This window comes from Allobosea sp. FW305-C-101, assembly GCF_058783685.1.
The window spans coordinates 52,814-77,397 of sequence record NZ_JBYSYT010000012.1; the positions used below are offsets into that span (position 1 = coordinate 52,814).

The 24,584-nt window shown below is 61.1% G+C and carries 23 protein-coding genes; 10 read left to right on the plus strand and 13 right to left on the minus strand.

Annotation, left to right across the window (positions count from 1 at the left end):
- Nucleotides 1–81 precede the first annotated feature (81 nt).
- The 8 genes from AC3WMA_RS25845 to AC3WMA_RS25880 all read left to right on the plus strand — a co-directional run bounded on the left by AC3WMA_RS25845 (nt 82) and on the right by AC3WMA_RS25880 (nt 9,661).
- Nucleotides 82–348: a heavy-metal-associated domain-containing protein gene (locus tag AC3WMA_RS25845; protein ID WP_492288122.1), complete on the plus strand. Its 267-nt coding sequence runs from the start codon at nt 82–84 to the stop codon at nt 346–348.
- 78 nt (nt 349–426) lie between these two features.
- Nucleotides 427–2,805, plus strand: coding sequence for a heavy metal translocating P-type ATPase (locus AC3WMA_RS25850; protein WP_492288123.1), 2,379 nt, complete (start codon nt 427–429; stop codon nt 2,803–2,805).
- A gap of 123 nt (nt 2,806–2,928) precedes the next feature.
- Nucleotides 2,929–3,450, plus strand: a complete 522-nt coding sequence (locus AC3WMA_RS25855) for a cytochrome b (protein ID WP_492288124.1) — start codon at nt 2,929–2,931, stop codon at nt 3,448–3,450.
- 91 nt (nt 3,451–3,541) lie between these two features.
- Complete coding sequence (locus AC3WMA_RS25860) at nt 3,542–3,892, plus strand: hypothetical protein (protein ID WP_492288125.1); 351 nt, start codon at nt 3,542–3,544, stop codon at nt 3,890–3,892.
- 176 nt (nt 3,893–4,068) lie between these two features.
- Nucleotides 4,069–4,419 carry a FixH family protein gene (locus tag AC3WMA_RS25865; RefSeq protein ID WP_257735501.1) on the plus strand — a complete coding sequence of 117 codons (351 nt, stop codon included), beginning with the start codon at nt 4,069–4,071 and terminating at the stop codon, nt 4,417–4,419.
- Complete coding sequence (locus AC3WMA_RS25870) at nt 4,416–5,834, plus strand: efflux RND transporter periplasmic adaptor subunit (protein WP_492288126.1); 1,419 nt, start codon at nt 4,416–4,418, stop codon at nt 5,832–5,834. The genes AC3WMA_RS25865 and AC3WMA_RS25870 overlap by 4 nt, the downstream gene beginning before the upstream one ends.
- Nucleotides 5,831–9,010: an efflux RND transporter permease subunit gene (locus AC3WMA_RS25875; RefSeq protein WP_492288127.1), complete on the plus strand. Its 3,180-nt coding sequence runs from the start codon at nt 5,831–5,833 to the stop codon at nt 9,008–9,010. The genes AC3WMA_RS25870 and AC3WMA_RS25875 overlap by 4 nt, the downstream gene beginning before the upstream one ends.
- A 159-nt stretch (nt 9,011–9,169) precedes the next feature.
- Nucleotides 9,170–9,661 carry a DUF411 domain-containing protein gene (locus AC3WMA_RS25880; RefSeq protein WP_492288128.1) on the plus strand — a complete coding sequence of 164 codons (492 nt, stop codon included), beginning with the start codon at nt 9,170–9,172 and terminating at the stop codon, nt 9,659–9,661.
- Nucleotides 9,662–9,718: 57 nt separating this feature from the next.
- Here AC3WMA_RS25880 and AC3WMA_RS25885 read toward each other — a convergent pair whose 3' ends face one another.
- From AC3WMA_RS25885 to AC3WMA_RS25930, 10 genes are all read right to left on the minus strand, one after another.
- Nucleotides 9,719–10,066: a hypothetical protein gene (locus AC3WMA_RS25885; protein WP_492288129.1), complete on the minus strand. Its 348-nt coding sequence runs from the start codon at nt 10,064–10,066 to the stop codon at nt 9,719–9,721.
- A gap of 93 nt (nt 10,067–10,159) precedes the next feature.
- A complete protein-coding gene (locus tag AC3WMA_RS25890) occupies nt 10,160–10,630 on the minus strand; it encodes a DUF305 domain-containing protein (protein ID WP_492288130.1) in 471 nt (156 codons plus the stop codon).
- 63 nt (nt 10,631–10,693) lie between these two features.
- The gene (gene copM, locus AC3WMA_RS25895; protein WP_492288131.1) at nt 10,694–11,077 is read right to left on the minus strand and encodes a CopM family metallochaperone; all 384 of its coding nucleotides are present in this window, start codon (nt 11,075–11,077) and stop codon (nt 10,694–10,696) included.
- 33 nt (nt 11,078–11,110) lie between these two features.
- On the minus strand, nt 11,111–11,443 hold the full coding sequence (locus AC3WMA_RS25900; protein ID WP_492288132.1) for a four-helix bundle copper-binding protein: 333 nt from the start codon (nt 11,441–11,443) through the stop codon (nt 11,111–11,113).
- Nucleotides 11,444–11,759: 316 nt separating this feature from the next.
- Complete coding sequence (locus AC3WMA_RS25905) at nt 11,760–12,035, minus strand: hypothetical protein (protein ID WP_157733025.1); 276 nt, start codon at nt 12,033–12,035, stop codon at nt 11,760–11,762.
- A 73-nt stretch (nt 12,036–12,108) separates the two neighbouring features.
- Complete coding sequence (locus AC3WMA_RS25910; protein ID WP_492288133.1) at nt 12,109–12,861, minus strand: metallophosphoesterase; 753 nt, start codon at nt 12,859–12,861, stop codon at nt 12,109–12,111.
- Between the two features lie 386 nt (nt 12,862–13,247).
- Complete coding sequence (locus AC3WMA_RS25915; protein WP_492288134.1) at nt 13,248–13,916, minus strand: hypothetical protein; 669 nt, start codon at nt 13,914–13,916, stop codon at nt 13,248–13,250.
- 702 nt (nt 13,917–14,618) lie between these two features.
- Nucleotides 14,619–15,770: an SGNH/GDSL hydrolase family protein gene (locus AC3WMA_RS25920; RefSeq protein WP_492288135.1), complete on the minus strand. Its 1,152-nt coding sequence runs from the start codon at nt 15,768–15,770 to the stop codon at nt 14,619–14,621.
- 57 nt (nt 15,771–15,827) lie between these two features.
- On the minus strand, nt 15,828–17,099 hold the full coding sequence (locus tag AC3WMA_RS25925; RefSeq protein ID WP_492288136.1) for a lipopolysaccharide biosynthesis protein: 1,272 nt from the start codon (nt 17,097–17,099) through the stop codon (nt 15,828–15,830).
- A 350-nt stretch (nt 17,100–17,449) separates the two neighbouring features.
- Nucleotides 17,450–18,493, minus strand: coding sequence for a glycosyltransferase family 8 protein (locus AC3WMA_RS25930; RefSeq protein WP_492288137.1), 1,044 nt, complete (start codon nt 18,491–18,493; stop codon nt 17,450–17,452).
- A 76-nt stretch (nt 18,494–18,569) separates the two neighbouring features.
- Between AC3WMA_RS25930 and AC3WMA_RS25935 the strand changes: the two genes are divergently transcribed.
- Nucleotides 18,570–19,046 carry a hypothetical protein gene (locus AC3WMA_RS25935; RefSeq protein WP_492288138.1) on the plus strand — a complete coding sequence of 159 codons (477 nt, stop codon included), beginning with the start codon at nt 18,570–18,572 and terminating at the stop codon, nt 19,044–19,046.
- Between the two features lie 142 nt (nt 19,047–19,188).
- On the opposite strand, the gene AC3WMA_RS25940 is transcribed toward AC3WMA_RS25935, so the two are convergent.
- From AC3WMA_RS25940 to AC3WMA_RS25950, 3 genes are all read right to left on the minus strand, one after another.
- Nucleotides 19,189–19,914 (minus strand): Fis family transcriptional regulator, encoded by a 726-nt coding sequence (locus tag AC3WMA_RS25940; protein ID WP_492288139.1) that lies wholly within the window; start codon nt 19,912–19,914, stop codon nt 19,189–19,191.
- 2 nt (nt 19,915–19,916) lie between these two features.
- A complete protein-coding gene (locus AC3WMA_RS25945; RefSeq protein WP_492288140.1) occupies nt 19,917–22,994 on the minus strand; it encodes an N-6 DNA methylase in 3,078 nt (1,025 codons plus the stop codon).
- A gap of 105 nt (nt 22,995–23,099) precedes the next feature.
- A complete protein-coding gene (locus AC3WMA_RS25950) occupies nt 23,100–23,645 on the minus strand; it encodes a hypothetical protein (RefSeq protein WP_492288141.1) in 546 nt (181 codons plus the stop codon).
- A gap of 672 nt (nt 23,646–24,317) precedes the next feature.
- Here AC3WMA_RS25950 and AC3WMA_RS25955 point away from each other — a divergent pair.
- A complete protein-coding gene (locus AC3WMA_RS25955) occupies nt 24,318–24,545 on the plus strand; it encodes a hypothetical protein (protein ID WP_492288142.1) in 228 nt (75 codons plus the stop codon).
- Nucleotides 24,546–24,584: the final 39 nt, after the last annotated feature.

Genomic DNA, 24,584 nt, shown 5'->3' on the forward strand with positions numbered 1-24,584 from the left:
CGCGAATGCAACATGCCCTTGACCTTCCCATTATGGGAAGCCGTAGGGTGCTGTAATCGTCAACCATGGGACATTGCAGCGATGTGCTCCTGCCAGCAACATTCGGATACCGCCGCCAAGGCGACCAGCGCGCCTGAGGGCGCGATCAGCTTTCGCGTCGAGGACATGACCTGCGGCCATTGCGCCGGCACGATCAAGAAGGCGATCGAGGATCAATTGCCCGGAACCGCGGTCACCGCGGACCCGGCTTCGAAGCTCGTCAGCGTCGTCGGCGCGGCCGATTTCTCCGCCGTCAGGTCGATCGTGGCGGGCGCCGGATACACGCCCGGCGCGGATCGCATCGGCTGATCGCGGGCGGCCGGCGCGAACCCGCCGGCTGCTCACGCATTGGCAAGGCAAAGGGGCAGGAAAGCAAAGCGGCGAGCCATGGCAGATCACCAGCACCACGGCGGTCATCGGCACGATGACCATTCACACCACCACCACGGCGATTCTCATGGCGCAGGGGAGAGTGTGAAGGACCCGGTCTGCGGAATGACCGTCGATCCCGCCACGGCAAAGCATCGCGCCGCGCATGCGGGGCAGACCTATTTCTTCTGTTCCGCCGGCTGCCAGAACAAGTTCGAGGCCGATCCGGCTGCCTATGCCGGCGAGAAGGCCGAGGCGCCTGCCGCAAAGGCGGCGCCCGAGGGCGCGATCTACACCTGCCCGATGCATCCCCAGATCCGCCAGCCCGGCCCGGGCAATTGCCCGATCTGCGGCATGGCGCTCGAACCGGAGATCGCGACGCTCCAGGAAGGGCCCAGCGCCGAGCTCGTCGACATGACCCGCCGGTTCTGGGTGGGCCTCGCGCTCGCCCTGCCGGTGTTCGTGCTGGAGATGGGCGGGCATCTCGTCGATCTACACATGCTGCTCAGCCAGCAGAGCTCGAACTGGCTGCAGCTGATCTTAGCGACGCCGGCCGTGCTCTGGGCTGGCTGGCCGTTCTTCCAGCGGGCCTGGGCCTCGCTCGTCAACCGCAGCCTGAACATGTTCACGCTGATCGCGATGGGCACCGGTGTCGCCTGGGCCTACAGCGTCGTCGCCACCGTCGCTCCGAACCTGTTCCCGGAAACGCTCCGCTCCGCGGAAGGCGCGGTCGCAGTCTATTTCGAGGCGGCGGCCGTGATCACCGTTCTGGTGTTGTTGGGCCAGGTCCTCGAATTGCGGGCCCGCGAGCAGACGGGCGGCGCGATCCGGGCCTTGCTCGACCTCGTGCCGAAGACGGCCCGGCGGGTGCGCGACGACGGCGAGGACGAGGATATCAAACTGGACGCGGTCCATGTCGGGGACCGCCTGCGGGTCCGCCCGGGCGAGACGGTTCCGGTCGATGGCGAACTGATCGAAGGCCGCAGCTCGATCGACGAATCCATGGTCACGGGTGAATCGATGCCGGTCACCAAGGAGGGCGGCGCAACCCTGATCGGCGGCACGCTCAACACCACCGGCGGCTTCATCATGCGCGCCGGCAAGGTCGGCAGCGACACCATGCTGGCCCGGATCGTCTCGATGGTGGCGGAGGCCCAGCGCTCGCGGGCACCGATCCAGCGCCTGGCGGACCAGGTGTCCGGCTGGTTCGTTCCGCTCGTCATCGTCACTGCCATCGTCGCTTTCGCCGCCTGGATGGCGTTCGGGCCGGAGCCGCGCTTCGCGCATGGGCTGGTCGCCGCCGTCGCCGTGCTGATCATCGCCTGTCCCTGCGCGCTCGGTTTGGCGACGCCGATGTCGATCATGGTTGGGGTCGGGCGTGGCGCCCATCTCGGTGTGCTGATCAAGAATGCCGAGGCGCTGGAGCGCTTCGAGAAGGTCGATACCCTCGTCGTCGACAAGACCGGCACATTGACTGAAGGCAAGCCGCGGCTGACCGGGTTGAAGCCGGTTGGCGCAATCGCGGAGAGCGAGCTGCTGCGGCTCGCCGCTTCGCTCGAGCGGGCGAGCGAGCATCCGCTCGCCGCCGCGATTGTCGATGCCGCCAAGGAACGCGGCCTCGCCCTGGCCGAGGCGCAGGATTTCGACAGCCCGGTCGGTAAGGGGGTAACGGGGACCGTCGAAGGTCGCGCGCTGGTGATTGGCAGCCACCGGATCATGACTGAGGCTGGTATCGACACCGCGGCTCAGGCAGCCGAGGCGGAAACGCTGCGCGCCGAGGGCGGCACAGTGATCTTCGTGGCGATCGATGGCCGCGTCGCCGGACTGCTGACAATCTCTGATCCGGTCAAGCAGACCACCCCGAGAGCGATCAAGTCGCTGAAAAGCGCCGGCATTCGGGTGGTCATGCTGACCGGCGACAATAAGACGACGGCACAAGCGGTCGCGCGCCGGCTCGGTATCGACGAGGTCGAGGCCGAGGTCCTGCCCGAGGACAAGAGCGTAGTCGTCAGCAAGTTTCGTTCGCAAGGCAGGGTGGTCGCGATGGCCGGCGACGGCGTGAATGACGCGCCTGCGCTGGCGGCGGCGGATGTCGGGATCGCGATGGGCACGGGCACCGACGTCGCGATCGAAAGCGCGGGCGTGACCCTGCTCAAGGGTGATCTGGAGGGCATCGTGCGCGCGCTTCAGCTCAGCCGAGCGACGATGAGCAATATCCGGCAGAACCTGTTCTTCGCGTTCATCTACAACGCGGCGGGCGTTCCGATCGCCGCAGGCGTGCTCTATCCGATATTCGGATTGCTGTTGTCGCCGATCATTGCGGCGGCGGCGATGGCTTTGTCCTCGGTCAGCGTGATTGCAAACGCCCTGCGGTTACGCACCGTCTCTCTGGAATAAGAGCAGTCCTTCAACGGCTTAATGGGACTGCGTTGATCCCGTCCGGCACCTGGCACAGGACGACGGTTGCCTCCCGCTGATGCCCGACCTACACCGCGCCATTCAACCGAACGGGCCTCAATCGTGAGCTTGTTGCAAAGCGTCCTTGTTCCCAAACTCAGCCCGACCAAGTCTTTCGGTGTCTACCAACGCTGGATCCACTGGCTCGTGCCGTTGTTGTGCATTGCCCAGGTCCCCACATCCTGGGCAATCCAACGCACCCATATGGCACATGGCTTCACGAAGCCTGCCCCGCTCGATCTGTTTTTGCACCAGGTCCATGCCTGGATGGGTTGGCTGGTCATGGGATTGGCGCTGATCCAGATCGCGCTGCGCTATCTCTATGGCCGCCCTTCCCTTGAAGGGTTGTCGCCACCCGAACGATGGGCCGCGACGGGCGTTCATGTTGCCCTGTATGGCGTTTTGCTGCTTCTGCCGTTTACGGGTACGGTTGCGATGTATCTTAGCTTCCGCGCCGCGCCCGTTCATCGATGGCTCAGCTGGGCGCTGCTTGTACTGGCGCTGTTCCATGTTGCCGGTGCGCTGTGGCACCATTTCTATCGTCGAGACGACATCCTGCGCCGTATGCTAACTAGCCAAAGGTGAGATCACGAAGCAGCGATTTTGCTTGCTCCCGGTCAAACAGCCGCAGTTCTCGCCCTTTTGCGATATCTGACGGTATGTCAGAACAGGTGCCATGAAGTTTCGACTTCTCACGAATGTGTTGGTCCTGGGGCTGTTCGTCACGGCCACGATGTTGGTCGCCCTGGTGGCGCCGGCAAAGGCCGGTTATGCCCGCATGGACAGCGAGACGATGGCGACCATGTCGCCTGAGATGCCGTGCTGCCCCAATCCGAAAGACAAGCAACCGGATTGCACCACGAACTGCCCGGCCTTGAGCTTCTGCCTGGCTAAGAGCTTCGCGAGCGAACCCACGGCATATGACCTGGTTGTTCAGCCTGTTGTCGTAATGCTCGGGCTTGCGGGCAATGAGGCCGCGCGCCTGTCACAGCCGAGCGAGCCACCCGCCCGACCTCCACGAACCTGAGACATAGCCGGCGCTCATGCGCCGGTTGCGACCGCACGGTGAACCCGGGTGGTCGGTGCGCCGTGGCTAACGCCACGTTGGAGCTGCACACGTGAGCGCAGCAGCCTCACCGTCTCAGGATCTCGACAGTGTTTATCACCCGCACTTCGCGCGCGCTCATCGCCGCGCTTCCGCTCATGGCCGTTGCGTTACCGGCTCTGGCGGAGATCAAGGATTATGAATTCCGTCTCACCCAGAGTGAATTCAAGCAGGGCAATGGTGTCGTCATCACCGTCAGGCTGATCGATAAGCGCTCCGGCAAGCCGGTGCCGGATGCCGTCATCTTCGCCAAGCGCATAGACATGGAGCCGGAGGGCATGGCCACGATGGCCTCTCCGATCGAAGCGCTCCCTGCGCCGGAAGCAGGAACCTACAGCTTCAAGACCAATTTGGTCATGGAAGGTGGTTGGCGCTTGTCGCTCGGTGCCAAGGTCCAGGGTGAGACCGGTACGCTCGAAAACAAGCTGATCCTCAAGGCGCTGCCATGAAACGCCTCGCCCTCACAGGCCTCGCTCTCGCCGCCATTCTGGCGGTGGGAGGTGCAGGCTATTGGGCCGGTCATCGCGGCATCGCGCTGCCTGCTCTGAAGAATTGGCTCGGTATCGAGGGGTCGCTCGCGGCAAACGAGACTGCTGGAGTTGGGCCCGTGATCTACTATCAGGATCCAGATCGAAAGCCGGTCTATTCGACCGAGCCGGCTCAGACGGTCGATGGCAGGCCGTTCAGGGCCGTGCGGGCCAACGAGGACATCAGCTTCGAGGAGAAGCCTGAGGGCAAGGAGCAGGCGGTCCAAGCGGAGAAGGGCCGCATTCTTTACTACCGCAATCCCATGGGGCTGCCGGACACCTCGCCGGTGCCCAAGAAAGATTCGATGGGGATGGACTATCTCCCCGTTTTTGAGGGTGAGGCGAGCGAGGACGGGATCATCAAGCTCTCGCCCGGGCGCATCCAGCGTAGTGGCGTGCGATCCGAACCGGTCCGTCGCCAGAGCATCGCACAGACCATTCGAGTTCCGGGTGTGGTGCAGCTCGACGAGCGACGCGTTTCCGTCGTGGCGATCCGCGCGGATGCGTTCGTCCAGGAGGTCGCGCCGGTGACGACCGGCGATCGCGTTGCCAAGGGTACTCGGCTCGCGCGCATCTACTCGCCTGACATCAGCACGGCGGGCGCGCAGTTCGTCACCGAGCTCAATGCCGCCGCACGCGGCGTGCCCGAGGGCGGCGCAAGACAGCGTCTCGAAAACCTCGGGGTTCCGCCCGAAATCATTGCCGAGATCGAGCGTAGCCGGAAGGTGCCGCCGACGATCAACTGGTCAGCACCGCGCGACGGCATCGTGCTGGAGCGAAGCGTCAGCGACGGCATGAAGATGGCGGCCGGAACCAGCCTGTTCCGGCTCGCCGACATTTCGACGATCTGGGTCCTGGCCGATGTGCCGGAGCGCGAGCTGTTCGACCTTCGTATCGGTGCGCCGGCGACGGTGCGCCTGCGCGGCCGCCCCGACATGGCGTTCGAAGGCCGTGTCAGCGTGATCTATCCGCAGATCGCCGAGGCGACGCGCACGGCCAAGGTCCGCATCGAGCTCGCCAACCCCGATGGCGTCTTGCTGCCGAACATGTACGCCGATGTCGAGATCGGCGCGGGAGATGCAAGCGCAGAGCTGGCGGTTCCCCAGAGTGCCGTCATCGATAGTGGCACGCGACGCATTGTGATTCTGGATCGCGGCGAAGGCCGGTTCGAGCCGCGCGAGGTCAAGCTCGGCCGACGCGGCGACGGCAGGGTCGCGATCAGCGTCGGTGTTTCCGAGGGCGACCGCGTCGTCGTCTCAGCCAATTTCCTGATCGATGCCGAGAGCAACCTCAAGGCGGCCTTGAGCGGCTTCTCCACGACGGAGGCGAAACCATGATCGCCCGCCTGATTGCCTGGTCGGCGCGCAACCTGATCCTGGTGTTGGTCGCCACGGCCTTCGCCGTCGCTGGCGGCGTCTACGCGCTGAAAACCTTGCCGCTCGATGCCATCCCCGACCTCTCCGACGTCCAGGTCATCGTCTACACCGAATATCCCGGTCAGGCGCCGCAGGTGATCGAAGACCAGGTCACCTATCCGCTGACGACATCGATGCTGACGGTACCAAAGGCGCGCGTCGTGCGCGGCTTCTCCTTCTTCGGTGTCTCCTTTGTCTATGTGATCTTCGAGGACGGCACCGATCCCTATTGGGCGCGCTCGCGCGTTCTGGAATACCTCAACACCGCTGCGCGCCGTCTGCCCTCGGGCGTGACGCCGACGCTCGGGCCGGACGCGACCGGTGTCGGCTGGGTCTATCAGTACGCCGTCATGGCGAAGGACATGACCCTGGCCGAATTGCGCTCTTTGCAGGATTGGAAGATCCGCTTTGCGGCTTCGCGCGCGGAGGGCGTGGCCGAGGTTGCCAGCGTCGGTGGCTTCGTCAAGCAATATGCGATCGTGGTCGATCCGGTGCGGCTGCGGGCCCAGGGCGTCTCGCTGGCTGCGCTGCGCGAGGCCGTCCGCGGCAGCAACCTGGATGTGGGCGGCCGCACAGTCGAGCTCAGCGAGTTCGAATTCATGGTCCGCGGCCGCGGTTATCTCAAATCGAACGCCGATATCGAGAACATCGTCCTGAAAAGCGATCGGGGCGTGCCGCTGCGCCTTTCCGATGTGGCCCGCGTCGAACTCGGTCCGGATGAGCGGCGCGGTATCACCGAACTCAACGGTGAGGGCGAGGTCGCAAGCGGCATCGTCCTGCAGCGCTTCGGCGCAAATGCACTCGCCGTGATCGAGCGCGCCAAGGCCCGGTTGGCCGAGATTGCACCCAGCCTGCCGGGCGGAACCGAGATTGTGCCGGTCTACGATCGTTCCGGGCTGATCGAGCGAGCGATCGAGACGCTGAAGGGCACGCTGATCGAAGAGAGCATCATCGTCGCCCTGGTCTGCGTCGTCTTCCTGCTGCACCTACGCAGCGCCCTAGTGGCGATCATTATGCTGCCGGTAGGCATCTTGATGGCCTTTGCGGCGATGAAGGCGCTTGGGCTTGGTTCCAACATTATGAGCCTGGGCGGCATCGCCATCGCGGTCGGAGCCATGATCGACGCCGCCATCGTCATGATCGAGAATGCCCACAAGCATCTCGAACGGGCACAACCGGACAAGCCGCGCATCGAGATCCTGATCGAGGCGGCAAGCGAGGTCGGGCCGGCGCTGTTCTTCAGCCTGCTGGTCATCACCGTCTCGTTCCTGCCAATCTTCACGCTAGAAGCGGAGGAGGGCCGGCTGTTCGGTCCGCTCGCCTACACCAAGACCTTCGCAATGGCAGCTGCGGCCTTGCTGTCGGTGACCTTGGTGCCGGCGCTGATGGTGATTTTCGTCAGGGGTCGGATCATTCCGGAGGCCAGGAATCCGATCAATCGGTTCCTGATCGCGCTCTACCGTCCGCTCATCCGCGGCGTGCTCAAAGCCAAGACTGTGACAATCATTCTGGCGGTTGCGGTGCTGGGCCTCAGCCTGTGGCCGATGCGTCAGCTCGGCTCGGAGTTCATGCCGACGCTCGATGAGGGTACGCTGATGTACATGCCGACGACCTTGCCCGGCATCTCCGTCACCAAGGCGGCCGAGCTGCTCCAGACCCAGAACCGCATCATCCGCTCCTTCCCGGAGGTCGCCTCGGTCTACGGCAAGGCTGGGCGGGCCCAGACCGCAACGGACCCGGCGCCGACCGAGATGTTTGAAACCATCATCAACCTGAAGCCGAAGGCGGAGTGGCGCCAGGGCGTCACACTCGACAGCCTCAAGGCGGAGATGGACAAGGCGCTCCAGTTTCCGGGCGTCTCCAATGCCTGGACCCAACCGATCCGGGCCCGCATCGACATGCTTGCGACCGGCATCCGCACGCCGATCGGGGTCAAAGTGTTCGGCACCGACTTGGCGCAGATGGAGGCGATCTCGCGACAGATCGAGACCGTCCTCAAAGCGGTGCCGGGAACGAGCAGCGCCTATGCCGAGCGCGTTATCGGCGGCTACTTCCTCGACATCGTGCCGGACCGGATCGCACTGGGACGCTATGGGCTTTCCGTTGGCGACGTCCAGAACGCAGTCGTGATGGCCATGGGTGGTGAGACGGTGACGACGACGGTCGAGGGCCGCGAGCGCTATGGCGTGACCATTCGCTATCCCCGTGACCTGCGCTCCGATCCGCAGGCAATCGCGCGCGAGGTCCAGGTCTCGACCCCATCAGGTGCCAGCGTGCCGCTCGGCGAGGTCGCAAATGTGGAGCGCAAGCGCGGCGCGACGTCGATCCGCACAGAGAACGGCGAGCTCGCGGTCTACATCTTCGTAGACACCGTCGGGCGCGACCTCGGTGGCTATGTCCGCGATGCCCAGAACGCGATCACGCAAAGCGTCACACTGCCAGCAGGCTACCGCGTCGCCTGGAGCGGTCAGTTCGAATATCTCGAACGGGCCGAGGCCCGCCTCAAGCTGGTCGTGCCGGTGACGCTCGCGATCATCTTTCTGCTGCTCTACCTGAATTTCCGCAGGCTGACCGAGACCTTCATCGTCATGCTCTCATTGCCCTTCGCGCTGGTCGGCGGCGTCTGGCTGCTCTGGTGGCTTGGATTCAACATGTCGGTCGCGGTCGCTGTCGGGTTTGTCGCACTCGCCGGTGTCGCGGCCGAGACCGGCGTGATCATGCTGATCTATCTCGATCATGCGCTGGTCGAGATTCGGCAGTGCCGTGCGCAGCAAGGCAGGGCATTTACCCGGGCCGATCTGCACGAAGCGATCATGCTGGGCGCGGTCGAGCGCGTGCGACCGAAGATCATGACAGTGGTCGCGATCATGGCAGGACTGCTGCCGATCCTCTGGAACACCGGCACCGGCTCGGAGGTGATGCAGCGCATCGCGGTGCCGATGATCGGCGGCATGGTCTCATCGACTGTCCTCACACTGCTCGTGATCCCGGCGATCTACGGCCTGGTCAAAGGCTGGCGGCTTCCGCCGACCGAGGAAACCAACGTCGTAGCGGTCCAGCCTACGTCGGTGCAGCGGCACGCTGCCGTCGTTGAATAAGGTGGAGTGACTGACATGCACGACATGATGAACGGAATGGGCTGGAGCATGGGGGCTTTCCACTGGCTCGGCGTTGCCGTGCTGCTGTTGGCGATCGCTGCCCTGGTCAAATACGTCTTCTTTCGGTGAAGGCGGGGTCGAGATTGAAGGAGAATGAACATGCAGATCGATATGTTACCAACCCGCCGCGGGCTGATGGTCGGAGCAGCGCAAGCCTTCACGACCGTGGCGCTGGCCGGAACGGGGCCGGCGACCGAAACTCTGCCGAAGATGACCGTGGCCCGCGATCCGAATTGCGGTTGTTGCGGCAACTGGGTCAAGCATATCAAGGCTGCGGGTTTTCCGGTCGATGTGGTCGAGCTCGATGACGTACTGCCACTCAAGGTCAAGCTTGGCGTGCCGGAGGCGCTGATGTCGTGCCACACGGCCGAGATTGGCGGTTACGTCATTGAAGGGCACGTACCAGCCGAGGCGGTAAAGCGGCTGCTCGTCGAGCGCCCGAAGGCGATCGGCATCGCGGTTCCCGGCATGCCGGTCGGTTCGCCCGGCATGGAGGTGCCTGGTCAAGCGCCGCAGTCCTACGAGATCGCCATCTTTTCGGCCGGCAAGCAGCACGTGTTTGCGCGCTATCGAGGGCTCCAGCAGGTCTGATCTAGCCCAAGATTGTATGGGAGCCGGGCGGTTTGCTCGCCCGGCTGAAGGTTCGTGTTATTGCTTCGCAGTGCAGACGACGCGGGTCTGTTCCATGTAAAGCGCGCCGTCTCGCTTGGAGATTTCAAAAGTGCGCTGAAGGCCGCTGTCGAAGGTCACCACTACCGCGCTATCGCCAAGCGTGAAGTTTCCGCTGCTCTGCCAAAGGCCATCATACGAGAAGCGCCCATCATTTTCGAAGGTGAAGTGCGCCCCTCCTGCTGTCGCACAGACCTTGCCGTTGATAGCGCTTGTGATCTCTCGCAGGCCCAGGGCCAGGTTCGCACGATGGGCGATCGCGGGTTCAAGCTGCGCCAAGAGCAGCAAACAGGCCGCCGATAGAGCGATTTGGCGAGACAACCTCATCACAGCCTCCCCTGGCTTGCCCCGATGGCAAACCCACTCGGGGCTGAGAATCTAAGCTTGAAATGGGGATGTCAGCTTCGGATGTGAAGAGTTTCACCTCTGCCGGGCGAGGATTGTCTCCATTTGCGCGATTTCCGCCTTCTGCGACTTGGTGATTTCTTGACAGAGTGCGACGATCTCCGGATCAGTGATGTTGGCTTTCTCGCACATCAGGATAGCGCCGGAATGATGCGGGATCATTGCGCGCAGGAACTCGGCGTTCCCAATGCCGGCTTGGGTTCGCATGGCTATGAAGCCAAGGACAAAGACGGCAATGGCGGCGCCGCCGATAATGATGTTCAGCCGCGACGAGGGGAACATTGAACGCATGGAGACGAGCATGATGATGGTCATCGGCGCCACCATCATCATGGTCATGTAGACGTTGTTGAGATTGAAATGGAAATGCGCAAGCGCTGCGATCATCGTGTACATGACGAGGTACATCACGATGAAATCCAGCGTCAGTTCGATCGCTAGGCGGCCATAATGGTTCTGGCCTTTTTGGCCAACGCCATGCTCCATGATGGCCTCCTTTTGGAAAGCTCAAGCGGACCTCGATACGAGCCAAAACTTCCAGAAGTGGCACTATTTGCCCTTCGTTTTCAGCCATTCGTCGATCGTCTTGATCTCCTTTTCCTGCGCGCTGACGATTTCGGTGGCGAGCTTCTTAACGGTCGGGTCCTTGCCATTCGCGAGGACAACCTTGGCCATATCGATCGCGCCTTGATGATGGGCTTTCATCTGCATCATAAAATCCACGTCGGCATCGCCGGTAAACTTCGACGGCATCGCCTGCATCATCCGCATCATGCTCGCCTTGTATTCCTTGGTTGATGCGGAATCGGAGGCCTCCGGCATCATCATTTTCATGGGCATGCTGTCGCCCATTTGGGGCTTAGGAGCTGGTTGGGCGAATGCCGCAGTCATCATGGAGGCCGCGAGGCCAGCGGTCAGAACGAAGCGCATCATCTGAATTCTCCATAGATTCGAGGGCAGGACCGACTACGCCGCCATCTTTTGGCAGCTGTCTGCGCAACTGCGGCAGGCCTGGACGCAATCGTCCATGTCGCCGATCCGCTCACATTCATTGGCGCAGTCTTCGCAAATGTCGGCGCATTCGGCGCAGAGATGCTTGTGGTGGGGGGAGCCGATGATCATAACTTGGGCGCTGGCGCGACAGATTTCGGCGCAAGCGAGCATCAGCTGGATGTGCTCGGGGGCGGCGTGCGCTCCACCGAGCTTGAGGCAGTGGTTCGTGCTCATGCCGAGGCAGGTTTGATAACACTGCAGGCATTCGTCGATGCAGGACTGCATCTCTGGGGCGGCGCGGTGCATGGTCTACTCCTTGAACCCGTTGCGGGAGCGGCGAGCTTCCTGCTCCAAGGAAAGACGCGTGCGGCGAGCGGGGGTTCCTACCCGTTACAATCTGTAACAATCCGCTGGCTTGGCCGTGCTTTCGCCGTGCGGCGCGGTGGTCGTGCGGGGTAGTCGCGACCGAACGATGTTTTCGCTGGGATCAGCCCGTAGGCCGCGCTGACGAGCGATAAACTGCGGACGAACTTGCCAGGCACCTTCGGTTTCGCGGCGGCGGCGGGCGAGGAAGTGCCGCCTAGGAGCGTGTTGCCGAGTTATCCCTTTAAGGCCATTCGCATCAGCCCGACGGCCGAGCTTTGAAATATCGCTCCATAGCGCGTCGCGCTAGATCTGCCTCGTCCTCAGCGATTGGGATGAGGCTCACGACGATGTCGGCGAGCCGCAGCCGCTCCGAGTCAAAGTCGACATCCTCTTTCAGCGACGCTTTGATCTGATGCCAGGCCGCGTCGAGTGCGGCTTCTGCTCGCGCGATGTCGACCGGATCATTCAAAGAAGAGAAAGTCATTTCTGGGCTCGGTTCAATGTGACGGTCGGATGCAATCCCGGCAAACACGTTGAATCCTAATCAATGACCGGGTTCAAGGGGAAGGCGCCCTACGCCACGGCTTCCCCTATGGAGAGCCGGATTAGACAAGAACGACGAGGCCCTCGTCAAATGCTGTGTTGCAGAACAGCGGGCCGGCGGGATTGCAGATAATGCGAGTGCCGTTGGGCCTTTGAATATTGACTGAGCGATGCACATGACCGTGGATCCAAAGCGCTGCTTTGCCTCGATCGGTCAAATCCGAGAGATCTGACGCTGAGTTGCCAGCAGCCCAGGTCCCACGGTCGGGCTCGGCTATGCAGACTGGGTGAGGGGCGTGGTGGGTGACAACGACCATGGGCAGCGAGCCTGGCTGAGATAGAAGCTCTCCGAGCCTGGAACGCGACCGCGCATGTAGCCGGCGGGCATCACCGACTGTAATGAGATGACTGCCGCCGGCGTGCTGGACGTCCACCTGTTCGCCCGTTTCGGCGCGGCAGCTAGGATCGCCCGCAAGGGTGTAATCGGACCAGAGGGTGGCGCCGACGAAACGACATCCTGCAACGTCAGCCGAGCTTTCTTCGAGAAGAGAGATTCCTGATTGGGCGGCAAGCAATTTCGCCCTGGCGAGATTCTCGTTGATCTCGCCATTCCAATGTTCGTGGTTGCCCATGACGAACACGACCGGTTTCGATCCGGCCAACGCTCGAAGGAAGCGGAACGCGCGAAGCGCGTCGGCTTCCCAGATGTCGCCGGCTGCCACAAGAACATCGAAATCGGGCCGGGCCGGGTCGAACGCCTCCGGGTAGGGAATCGTTTCGAAGTGAAGGTCAGACAAGATCCATAGGCGCGGCAAGAAGACGTCCTCAGAACTTTTAGGCCTGCCGCCGATGGCAATGGCCCCATCACCGATTTGGCGTCGTGGCTCGACGCAAGGGGCGGGCCTCTGTGAAGATATTGCGGTGACGAAATTCCGCTGGGCTCGAGAACGTCAAAAACTCAATCAGGCCCGGAGTAGGGCGGTCACAGGTGTGCCACGGCTCATTGAGAAACCGTTCGGGCGCGTAGCACCAAGCTGGCCCTGATCCGAGCCTATACTGCCGGGAAAGGTATTCTGCGACCGCGCCATAGAGGGCGTTGCGTCGGGCCGAAGCCTGCAGCGGAGGTTCCTGCTCAAGCATCTTTTTCCGGTCTTGGGCGGACGAGGACAGGTAAAACTCGTCCAAGAATTCCTGGAGGAGATTATCTCCCAAAGTCGTCCCGCCCAGGGTCTCTTCGGCTGCCACTTCGTAAAGGGTATCGGGGCGCATTGCGATTGCTCTTTTGACTCTTGTTCCCGCCGGCAAGCTCGGGGAATAGATTCCGCAGCAGGAAACGCTGCTTCTCCGATGCCGCTGCGGATCTGGGGAAGAATTTTGCGAGACAGTGAATTGCGCCATCGACGGTGCTGATGCCGGTCACCTGAAGCAGGGCTCGAATATCCTGAACCTCGGTCGGGCCTTTGGCTGGGTCATTGACCCGCATGGCCTTGAGCTTGAGCGCCAGCATATAGTCGGCCGTAGGAATGCTGACGGTGAGACCGACATCGCCAATGGACGCCCTAGGGAACGATCCAAAAATCTCATGATCCCGCTTGGTGGCGAGACTGCTCAGATGGAAGGTGACGGCGTTGTTGAGCCAATCTTCCGACCAGCTTCGAGATCGCGCAATTCGTAACACCGCGTCATCAAGCCATTCCGGCTGAGGTATTCCAATTTCAGCGATATCGACATCTTCAGTCGAGAATCTGAAATTGCTCGCCAGCATCAGTGCTGCGCCACCGTAAACCGCGACGTCGAGGCGTTCGCCGGCGGCAACGGCGGCTTCGCCGAGCTCATCCAACGCGGAAAGAAGTTCATCGGTGTTGAACATGCGGGTGAATAAGCCCTCCTTTCGGCGCTGCAGGTTTAGCATGAACTGCAAGGATAATATGCGGCGAGCCGAGGAACGGCTGGTCGAGCAAGCAAAATGGTTCGGCTATCATAGGCATGGAGTGCCTAGCCCGCGAAACCCAAAAGAACGAGAATTCGCGAGCTACACCACCTTGGAGAGGGCAGGGCTATCTGCACATCCTCGAGTTCGTCGGTCGCGTGCGATTGAGGTTCGGCCCAAGTCGGAGCCGTCACGTCTTTTGGCTCTTTGGAGTACGCAGCCGCTTGCGCAGCTGTCATTGGGGCGAACGTGCGGCCATTCAGCCAAAGCGTTTCGTTTACGAATGCGTCGACGAACAGCATGAGCCTTCGCCCCACATCTCAGCGGTTTCGCGCTTGTGATCGCCGGGCGCAAACGGCCCTGCCGCTCGTGCCATGGCGAGGGACTCGGCAAGCCGATCGCGCATCGGCAGACGGCCCTTTCGATGGGCAATTTCGTGTCTGAGGGCGGTTTTAATGGCCTCTACCTTGGAGGTCTTGGTAAGGCCGAACAGTTCGCGATCAGCTTATCGACCTCGGGATTCTTGATATATGGAGGCATGGAGCGTATCCCTTTCCGGCGTATCAAAGGCTGGTGCATCTGACAGCGAAATCTATGCGCGCATGGCGGCGATGGGGCTCGCCAAACTTGGCTTTGAAATACCTAGTCAGCCTGTTTTTTGGGCCGTTGAGGGTCGGTCACAATATTTTCGGTCGCTAATTGTGTGACGGCGCGCACGACTTCCTCATCGCTGATCGGCGTCAGCGGCAGATCGAAACTCTCTCGCAAGAACATGACTAGCGACTGCGCCCAGAGCGCATTCAATACGAGGCCGGCGTGATCGTCACCCAACACCGCGTTGTTCGGCTCGTCACCCATCGTGTTGGTTACCCGTAGCGTCTTACCTACGGAGATCGTCCTGTATGCCGGAGCACCGTGCGCCGTCCGCGTACCCCATAGACTCTGAAACCAGGCACCAAGGTCGAAGAAGGCGATGCGGACGTCGCTCTTGGCCAGTTCGCGGAGCTCAGCGTTGAAGCTGTCAAGGGCAGCCTGAATGTTGGTGACGGCGACAGGTGAGCGGTATTTGTCGAATGCCGAGGGGGCATCTGCCTCGTTGCCCGCACCAACCAGCAAGATTCGAGTGAGCGGGTGGGCCGCATGAATCAGGCCGATGGCGGCAGCGATCTGTTCGACGCAATGAGTTGCAACAGCGCGCACTGCGGGCGCCTTCGGATCGCGCACCTGCTCATCCAACACCGCCTCCCAATCATTGTTGACGATGCGGATCACGACGACGCTGCTGCGCCAACGCCCGGGATCGCGGTCCATCAGTTTGACCAGATGCCGCGCCTGACCGAGCCGCTGCAAAGCGCCCATGAGATCGTTGCATGTTGCGCCGGAATTGGCGAAATTATAGAGATAATCTTCTTTCTTCGGTGTCCGGCCCGCTTGCAGCCCAATGAGGCTACGCAACCAAGCCACACGTCTGGACTGCCCCCACCGCACCCATGGACCAAGGTTCAACTCATTGCTGCGCAGGCGTGCTAAAACTTCAGTCCACTGAAAAGTATGGGAACGAATCGTTCCACCGCGGTCGGCTGAGCCGGGCGGAAAACTCAGGCTGTCTTGGTAGGAATGGCTGCTGGAATCGCCCAGAATTCCCAGTGCGATCGTTGTCGGAGGAGAATGATCTATCGGTGCATCGCTGCTCCACAGAGCCAAAGTGGCGAAAGCCAAAGCCGCGGACCCTACCGTCGCAGCAAAGGCTCGCCTCAGCCTACGGGTTCTGACGGCACCCGACGCGTCCTTCATCGTTGCAACTGCTCCCCGCATAAGATCGGCCGCCCCGACATTGTGCACTCTTTGGCTTCATGGCGACGATGTGGCCGTGGCGCCGCTCTCTGCGACAGAATCGTGCTCCGGTGATGCGCCGACCCATAATCCCGATATCCTTGCGACCAGAGCCGCCAGGATGGCCAGAACGATCAATTGCGACAGGAGGGAGACCGCGATCAGCCCGGCGACGCCGAAGGTCACGGCCGCCGGATAGACCGCGACAAGGTTGAAGCAGCCTCCGACCAGCGCGGCGAGAAAGACCGACCGCGTCTGCTCGAGCGCCCGAAACGCGCAGCCCAGAACGACGTTCACCAGCGCTATCGGGAAGACGAGCGAGGACCAGATAATCACCCAGCTGAATTCCAGTATCTCGGCGCCGTAAAGCCGATGCAGCAGCCACTGACCGAACATTGCCAGGCCGGATACCGCCGCAGTTCCGATCAGCGCCGCGAAGAGCAGCGCCCGGCCGAGCACATGCCGAAGGCCCGGCAGACCGTGCTCGGCCAGGGCCTTCCCCGCCAGTGGCGGCAGGATATTCTCCAGCGCCTCGCGCGCGACGCTCATGACTGCGAGCAGGCTCTGGGCCACGCGCAAGGCTCCGAGGATCCGCGGACCGAACAGCCCGGCCGTCACGATCAGGCCGCTGTAACCCTGCACCCATTGTGCCGATCCGGTGAGAACGAGCCAACGGCCGGATCGCCACTGCCGGCGGGTAACGGCTGCGAAGACCTCCGACCTCCAGCGGAACGGCCCCGCCATGCCCAGACCGCAGACGATGGAAGCCGCGGCTGCGGCCGCGACGACCCACAGTGCATTCGTGACGTTGATCAGATTCGCATGCCAGAGCGCGAGGAGGATGCCGAGCCGAAAGCCGAAGTTGACGATATCGAGCAGCAGGACGCGAGCCGGGCGGCGGCGGGCGAAGAGGCGGCGCCGCAGGAAGTCCTGGGTTAGATAGCACGCTCCGGCGACCGTGGCCGGCAGGGCGACATCGTGCAGCGGCTGCGACGCGCCTGCCATGAGGGTCAGGGCACCAAAGATCCCGGCCACGGCGATGGCGACAAAGACGAGCTGATGAACCCCGACCACAGCGTAGTAGGCGTCGGCCTCCGCTCCGCCCTCCTTCCCCGCGATGCTCATCATCGGGCTGACGATCAGGCCGAGCTGGAGATTCATGGCGAAATGCAGCGGTAGCCAGACCATCGTGTAGAGGCCGAAAGCCTCGAGACCGAGCGCGCGGGCGAGCAGAACGGTCGTCAGAAAATTGCAGGCGCTCGACAGCACCTGATTGCCGAAGGACAGCACGGGGCCGATTGCAGCACGGCAATGCGCCGTGACGCCCTGCCTTACCCAGGCCGCGGTCATGCTCACCAAGCCCGCAGGGCGGCAGAGCCTGCGTGCCCTGCCGATCGTGCCGATGCACTGCGGTTCATCTCACCTCCATTGACATGCACAGCCGGTTGCCTCGCCGATCCGCGTCTTCAGCGGACTTTACCGCTGTGTGCCCGACACTTGTGCTGCGCATCAGGGCTGCCCAGGGAAGCCGCGGCACTCGCCGGCCTGACTACCTCCAAAGCCCACCCCATCCCACAACTCGCGCGGCATTCCGGCCTCGGCCCTGCAAGGGAGCCGGGCGCTGGCCGAACGCAGATTTCTCATGCAGGTCGTAAAGCCGTCTGCAGCAGGCCGACTGCGGCCCTCTTGAGACTCCACAGCGCATAAAAGGCTCGGTAACCGATGACGCTTTCGAGCTTCGCAAAAGGTGAAATATCGACTCGGCGAGAATACGGCGTCATCTTCAGGTATCGCACGAAAAATGATGATCGTGGTCGCTTGTAGTCAGGATTCCACGGTTTGTGTTTTCCGTCATAATGCACGATGAACGGGTTATTCTTGGAAGCGACCCATTCGGCGCGACTATACGCTGGTGCGATCCATCGCTCCGGAAGCAAGGAGGTGGACACTTGGTTCCAGCGCTGATCGAGGCGGAACCAGTCATCGAAGAGGACTGCGTTGAGCGCACCCTGATCGAGAAATTGGACGCGGTCCTTATGCTCGGCGAGGTAATGAAACACTCGCTCTGACACGTTGCGTTCTCGCCAACGTTTCAGGTTGATAACAAGCACGCCGCTTTGAAAGTAGCGGTTTGATGGCGGTATGCCGAGCTCGGCGTAGTTGAACACTACGGCGTCTGTTTCCGACGTCGACGACACGTCCAATGTCGGCGGCGCATCCAACTTCGACGATACATAGGGATACCAGACGTTAGATACGGCCGAAATCGCGAATTGCGGACTCGCCGCGTCACTGAGCAAAGCGAGATCTGCCAGGACGACGAGATCGCAGTCGAGATAGATAACCTGCTCGCAGTCGGCAGGCAGGACGTGAGGGGCGAGCAGTCGCGAATAGGCGTCCGGCGAGATGTATTTCAGGTCCCCTTGAGAGAAAAATGCCTCGAAAGAAGAGAGATCGACGGGAGACCAATGGAAGACGATCTCGAATTTGTCGCGCGCCTTCTCGCCAATCACCCGCTCGAGTTCAAGCTGCCCAGCAGCCTCGATATCAGAGGTCAGAACATGGATATGTAACGGTCGATCTGATGTGTAATTGCACACGACCGACGTCAACATCACCGTGAGCGGGATCATATACCGGGCATTAGACGCACAAAGAAGGTGAATATCTTCCTTTCGGGCCATTATTACTCCTCCCCAAGGCTTTGAGCCGACCTCCGATAATTTAGTCCGAGCGGCGAGAAGCCGAGGAGCACTTAAAATGGGGAGGCTCGTGCGCAAAGGTGGCATTCGCCGGCGCCACCCTGCGACTTGCCGCCTCAATCGGGAGAGCGACTGGATACCGGCCGCCTTGCTGGTACGACTATTAAAGCCGCAGCAGCGCGCGCATTTACGTGGCGACGGCCATCCCAATAATCCACCAAACATGGTAGCGGCTATCAAGTTCTGGATCCCTGCTCGGTCGGGCAGCCTCCTTCAGGAAGTGGGCACGATAGCCGCGTGCCGGCCGTGTCCAGGAGCAGAAGCGCGTCTCCTCGCTTCGCGCAAAGGCGAACAAAAACGAGTCGATGAAGGCCTTGGTGCCGTTACAGAGTGCTTGGAACGTCCCGGGCAGTTCCCGCACTGCCGCATCGTCGTCGAGGACGAGATGCGGTTTCTTCATTTCGAGGTTCGCGAAGAGATGTCGCAGGCAATATCCGCAATCAAGCGGGCGGCTGACGATATGATTGAGACCTAGCCGAAGACGGCTCCCCGTTCTTCGTCAAAGATCGCAGGAGAGGAGATCGCGAGCGAGGATAGGTATATTTTCTAGAGCCACACCGTGATCAAATCACATCCGGTCGAACGTGCAGCGCTGGGAGAACGCTACTTGTGACGAATTAGTCTTCCGACATTGACTTGGGCGCCTTCTTTGCCTTTTCCTTCTTGGGCAGCTCGTATCCGAACTCGAAGAAAAAATGCGCGACACGAATGTGTCCATGCGTCGGGGCTAACGATGGATCGCGATCGTGTTCGGTGTCAAAATCGGCGCCGGAAAAAAGGGTTGAAGGCTGGTCGAATGAAAACCCCGCTTTTGTAGGTCGCAACTTCAACGCCGTTGCGAGGACGGGATTGCCTAATGCTTTTCGGATCGGCGGAACAACGTCAGGTTTGGGATCGAGCAAAATGCCGACCATGGCTGCAACGGCCTGATGGCGGCTGTAGATGCCGGTCACAAAGCGCCCAAGCCCGCTTTGGCCGAGGTAATGATCGCGATGACTCTTTTGGCGGCCGATACGCTTGAACTCGAACACCAGCTTCAATTCCCGGGAGCTATCGTTCCATCCGTAGACGATGTCGGTTCGGCGCTCCTCAATGATTTCGGCAGTGTCAGGATCGATGACCCCGAAATTGTCCTCAGCGGCCCACATGCCAAGGAGGCCCCGCTTTCGGGCGGTATGCGTCTCGACGTACATTCTCAGCCGCTTTGTCAGTGCGGGCTCTTTGGATTTCGGGTGAAATTCCTTCCGCGGCTGTTGGGCCAGATCGCGCCATGCATCGCAGAGTGCCTCGACGGCCTCGGTTGCGGGCTGAATTGGGAAGGCCGAAAGCCAAGCAGAAGACATCGTCACGCCGGTACCGCGAACTTGTCGGAAGTAGTCGAGAATTGAACCATGCGAACGATGTGTTCAGCATCGCGCAGCGCTTGCCTCACGGTCCAACTGCGTCGCGTCAGCGGTCGCACGAGATAAAGAGCCGAGTTCACCCACAGATGCACATCTGGCATCAGGTTCAGCGTTTCTCCCGTAGGAATGACCCGTAGGCCGGCGTCTCGCAACGCGGCCAAAGTCTGGATGACGACGTTGCCGTCTACAACTGCGTCATAAGCAGGCGCCTCAGTTTGTTCCGCCGTGTAGATGATGCGAACTATCCCAGATGGACCGTGACGATGTGGGTCGCTCGCGACCACATCAACCTTGAAACGGCCGCGTCCTTTCGTGCGAGTTCGCCACGCCGTCAGTGATTCTGCAAGAGCACGAGCATAGATGGTGAAGTCATCTTGCTTGGCTGCAGACTGCGCCACGGTGTCGAGACTCTTGAAGCTACGCGGCCGAACGGACGGCAGAAGGACTTCGACTGTTTCACGAACCAGGGTTTGTTCTTCGGGCGTCAGGCCGAAATAACGGAAAATTTCGTTGTCGAGTTGCTCGTGAAGCTCGGCGTACCTTGGTGCCTGCTGTGTGTCGGGCAAAGCTGAGATTGTGGCGACGTGTTTGACCACGGCCTGCAGCGCGGCGTTCGCGACATCCGGATCGGGGGCATTCTTGGGCAGGAAAAAAGGGAAGGTTTCGACATCGGCCAGATGCACGCCATTGCGTTCGCAAAGCATCTTCCAGCCACGCATCATGAGGAAATAGCGGGCCAAGCTCGATCTGAGATAGACGGCTGCAAATTTAAGCAGGTCCGCGTCGTCCTTCTTTCCCGAAATGACGCCTATGCTGTGCGTGAATGAGGCGGGACCGCCATAATAGACGGCGCGGACGTTCGGCTCCTCCTTTGAGAAGCCGTCCGGGAAAATGACCCGAGGCCCATCAAAGACCTCCAACACCTCATCCGTCAGACCGACAACGGTGAGCTGTTCCTCCGGCCACTTCGTAAGCAGATCCGGGTGCAACACCGGGGAGCCAGCCCTCAATGCTTCGATGGGAATATGGCGCATACGCGTGAGTGGTCCGGTGCTGACCGCCTCTCGGCTCTTGTCACGAAGATGAATGCCTTTCCGGTTGACCCAACGGCGCGCCTCGCGGGGGCCTTTCCAGAAATCGGCAAACGTTCCGCGCAACGATAGTCTGGTCCAAATCGCGAGGTCGTTCGCATCGCCCCACATGAGTGTGACGAGAAGCTGCGGATCCTCGATAATCGACCGCGTCTGGACCTGATGGCGATCGGCGGACTGCATGCTGAGCCGCCCGAGAGCCAGGCTGATGTCCGCTTTGGGAACCCAATATTCAAAGGTCTCGTCATAGGCGATCCGTCCGGATCGACGAGCGGCGGAAAACACGTGGCAGGTATTCTCCGCCGTGGGGAAGAGCAGGGCTTGAAGATCGCCAAAATTGATCAGCCGCGACGGCTTGTAGAGCCTCAAGGCATGAGCAACGAAGCTCTCGCTGGAGCCACCAAGGAATTGACCGATGGGGAGGATAAGACAGACGCGACCCTCGTCTGTGAGGAACTCGGCAGCTCTCAGCGCATACGCGCCGGCGATCTGGCGACGCGCAAACGGGATCCCAGTCCGGCTGGCCCATTCGTCAGCTGTCGTGAGAGCGTCGCCCTCCGGCTCCTTCCAGGGCGGGTTCGAGATAATCAGCGAGAAGCGCTTGTCGGCAAAGGCATGCGCCGGATTGAAAAAGTCGGCGCGATCTCCGTGGACCAAATTGGTCCGCGCCAGAGATGGCAGTTTGACGCCTTCTCTCTCCTGGGCAATCAGAATGTCAGCGGGCTCCAGTCCTTCTAACAAAGATAGGTAGAGGCTGAAGGCCGTCACACGACATGCCATCAGGTTGATGTCGCCGCCGAAAATTCGCTCGGAAAGAAGCTTACCCCGCTCGGCAAAAGTGAGCTGACGCCCTTCGTGCGCTTCCGAAAGGGCGATCAGGCGACGATAGGCCGTGGTGAGTAGAATGCCTGATCCGCACGCCCCATCAAAAATGATCTCGGAAAGGGGATCGGTGGACGTCGACAATGCCTGGTCAACGGCCAGCATGGCGAGGTTGCGCGGGGTATAATACGCGCCGTCCTGCTCCTGTTGCTCCGGCGAAAGGAAAGACTCGTATAGACCCGAGAGCAATTCGACGGGGATGTAGCTGAAATCGTAGTTCCAGAAATCTCCCTGGCCGGTTCGCATATCAGTGCGCCGCAGGAAGCGATCCAGAAGTGCGAAGCCTTCTGCCGCGAGCGCAGTCCACGGGTCGTGGCGATCGTCGCTCAAAAAGTCGCCGTTGAAATCGGCCCGGAGCCGGTCGATGAGCGCTAGGACACCGCCCCGGTCAGCTGCAGTTACCAGCTCGGTGAGCGTCCTGACGCTGCGCCTGTTGCGGTAGGTCTGGCCGGTTATATCCCGATGCTCGAGATATGAGACGAACAGCAGCTGTCCCATCAGGAGCTCTGCTAGGCGCCGACGCTTCTTTTCATCTGGGGTATTGTCGAAGCCCTTTTCGGTCAATTGCTCGACCGTAGTGGCAAGGTTCGACAGCAGCTTGCGGTCGACGCGCGCCCTGATGTCGAACCATTTTGGCATGCGACGCGATAGGTTTGCAGAAGCCACTTCGAGTGCGGAAAATGGTCCGTCAGGTCGGGCTTCGCTAAGCGAAAGCGTCTGCTCCGCTCGCCTGAGCTTCCGGGCAGGAACGGCGATAGCCTTGTCGCCGCGAATCTCGATCACGACCGTGGCGAGATTCTGATTCCAGATGCGCTTACGAATTTCGTCGAGGGCTTTGGAAGAGAGGGGTTGGCCATCACTTCCCACGAAAACGACGGTCGGCACACCTTCAACATCGAAAACCGCCTGCGCACGAATGGCGCCGTCTATCCGGAGCAGGGTTTTGATTTCGAGCGCATAGGGGTGGGTTTCAGGAACTTGCTCGTCCCTTCGATGCAGGACGGCGCTCTCGGCGGCATAGCCGAGCCTTTCGAGCCATTCCTGCATAGCAATTGTCGTCACAGTCTCAATCTCTCAGGCCTTGGAACATAACATGAACAAACGGTCTCGCGAAGGCAATTTCGCCTTGTCCAGCCGATTGGTGGAAAGCGGTCATGCTGACCGTCTCTGAGCCGAACGTGTCTCGCCCGAAGTTTTGGAGTTGCCTTTTCGGCGATGCAGGTTTGGTAATGAAAACAGATCAAACTGCCCATCGGCCGTCGCTTGGTCGGGGAGGGCGAACCCGTCACGGATGATCGCGAGATGCGGATCCAGATGCAGGAGCAGTACGTCGTCAGGAGCAGTGCGATTGTCTTCGTCAACCAGACTCCATTCGCCATCAGCTCCCAACGCAAGACGTTTACCCCACAGCGCGAGGAATGACGTTTTGCGAAGCTGAGCCCGGAACTCGGCGAAGAAAACCTTGTGAGCCTCCAATTCCAGTTTGAACTGGCTCTTCAGGCGGGACGCGATGCGGAGCACGAGGATCGTCTGCCAGCTGAACTTGGCAGGCGAGCCCTTTTGCCGCGGCCTCACGTCAGCTGGGATGAGGGCACGCCGGTTTGTCCATTCGCGGAGTTTATCCGTCGAAAGGCCGGTTAGCTGCGAGGCGATAGGTGTGGTAACGAACCGCAGTGGGGCCTCCCTGAGAATGGGCATGATACCCGATCTCTTTATAGAGAACGGGTATCATACCCGGACCGAGAGATAAACCGCCGGCCCCTTACACGTTTGCAATTCTGGCGTCGATAATCGCCTGGTTGCAGGTCGCCGAGCGAGAGCGTTCACCGAGCCCGAAGATTGCCCCGCGCAATTGCAATAGATGGTGTTGACGGGCAGCGAATGTTCAGCTGCTAACGTGTCTCAGAAGATCCGCTTGGCCGAAGATTCAGGCCTGTGCGGGACTCTTCGAGAGCATACCAACGCTCATCCCGGGGCATGCGCGCGCGGCGAAGTGGTTCGGCCGAGACGAAGAGCATTCTTCTCCGGAATGCTAATGGGCTTTCGGCCAATAGGAATGATTTTTCCTGATCGGTACCGGGCGGAAACCAGGGCTTAGTCAAGAACCGTGCTTTTCGATCCGTCCATCTGGGCGGCTCTCCCAGCCGCCACCGGCGCGCCAAATGCTCGCCAACAGCGCCAATATAGGCGTCTGTCTCGGAATGTCCGAGAAGGGCTGGTTCGTCCTCAATACGGCGTGCTCGACTCGCTTGATCGCTGTCGAGATAAAACTCGTCGAGGAATTCGTGGAGCGCGACTGTTAGCGCTTGCTCGCCCGAGGCCGCCCGGCTCACGACCTCTGCGAGCGTTCCAGGTCGGCCGGCGATTGACATGCTGACTCTGCTCCTTGGCGTATTGAATGACGTCTTCGATTTTCGCGAGAACGCGGTTGTCGATGCCGGGGATGGTAGGGAAGAAGTCTTTCACCAGATCCATCAACGCAGCCCCAGTTCGGAGGCCGTTTACATGCATCAGTTTAGCGATGTCGTGGCGATCGCGGCGGGCGCCATCAAGGTTCTCGGTAAGCGCTGTTCTCAGGCCACGGCCTTGAGCGGCTGAGGCGCATAGGCCCAAGGCAGCAGATCGTCGATCTGGCTC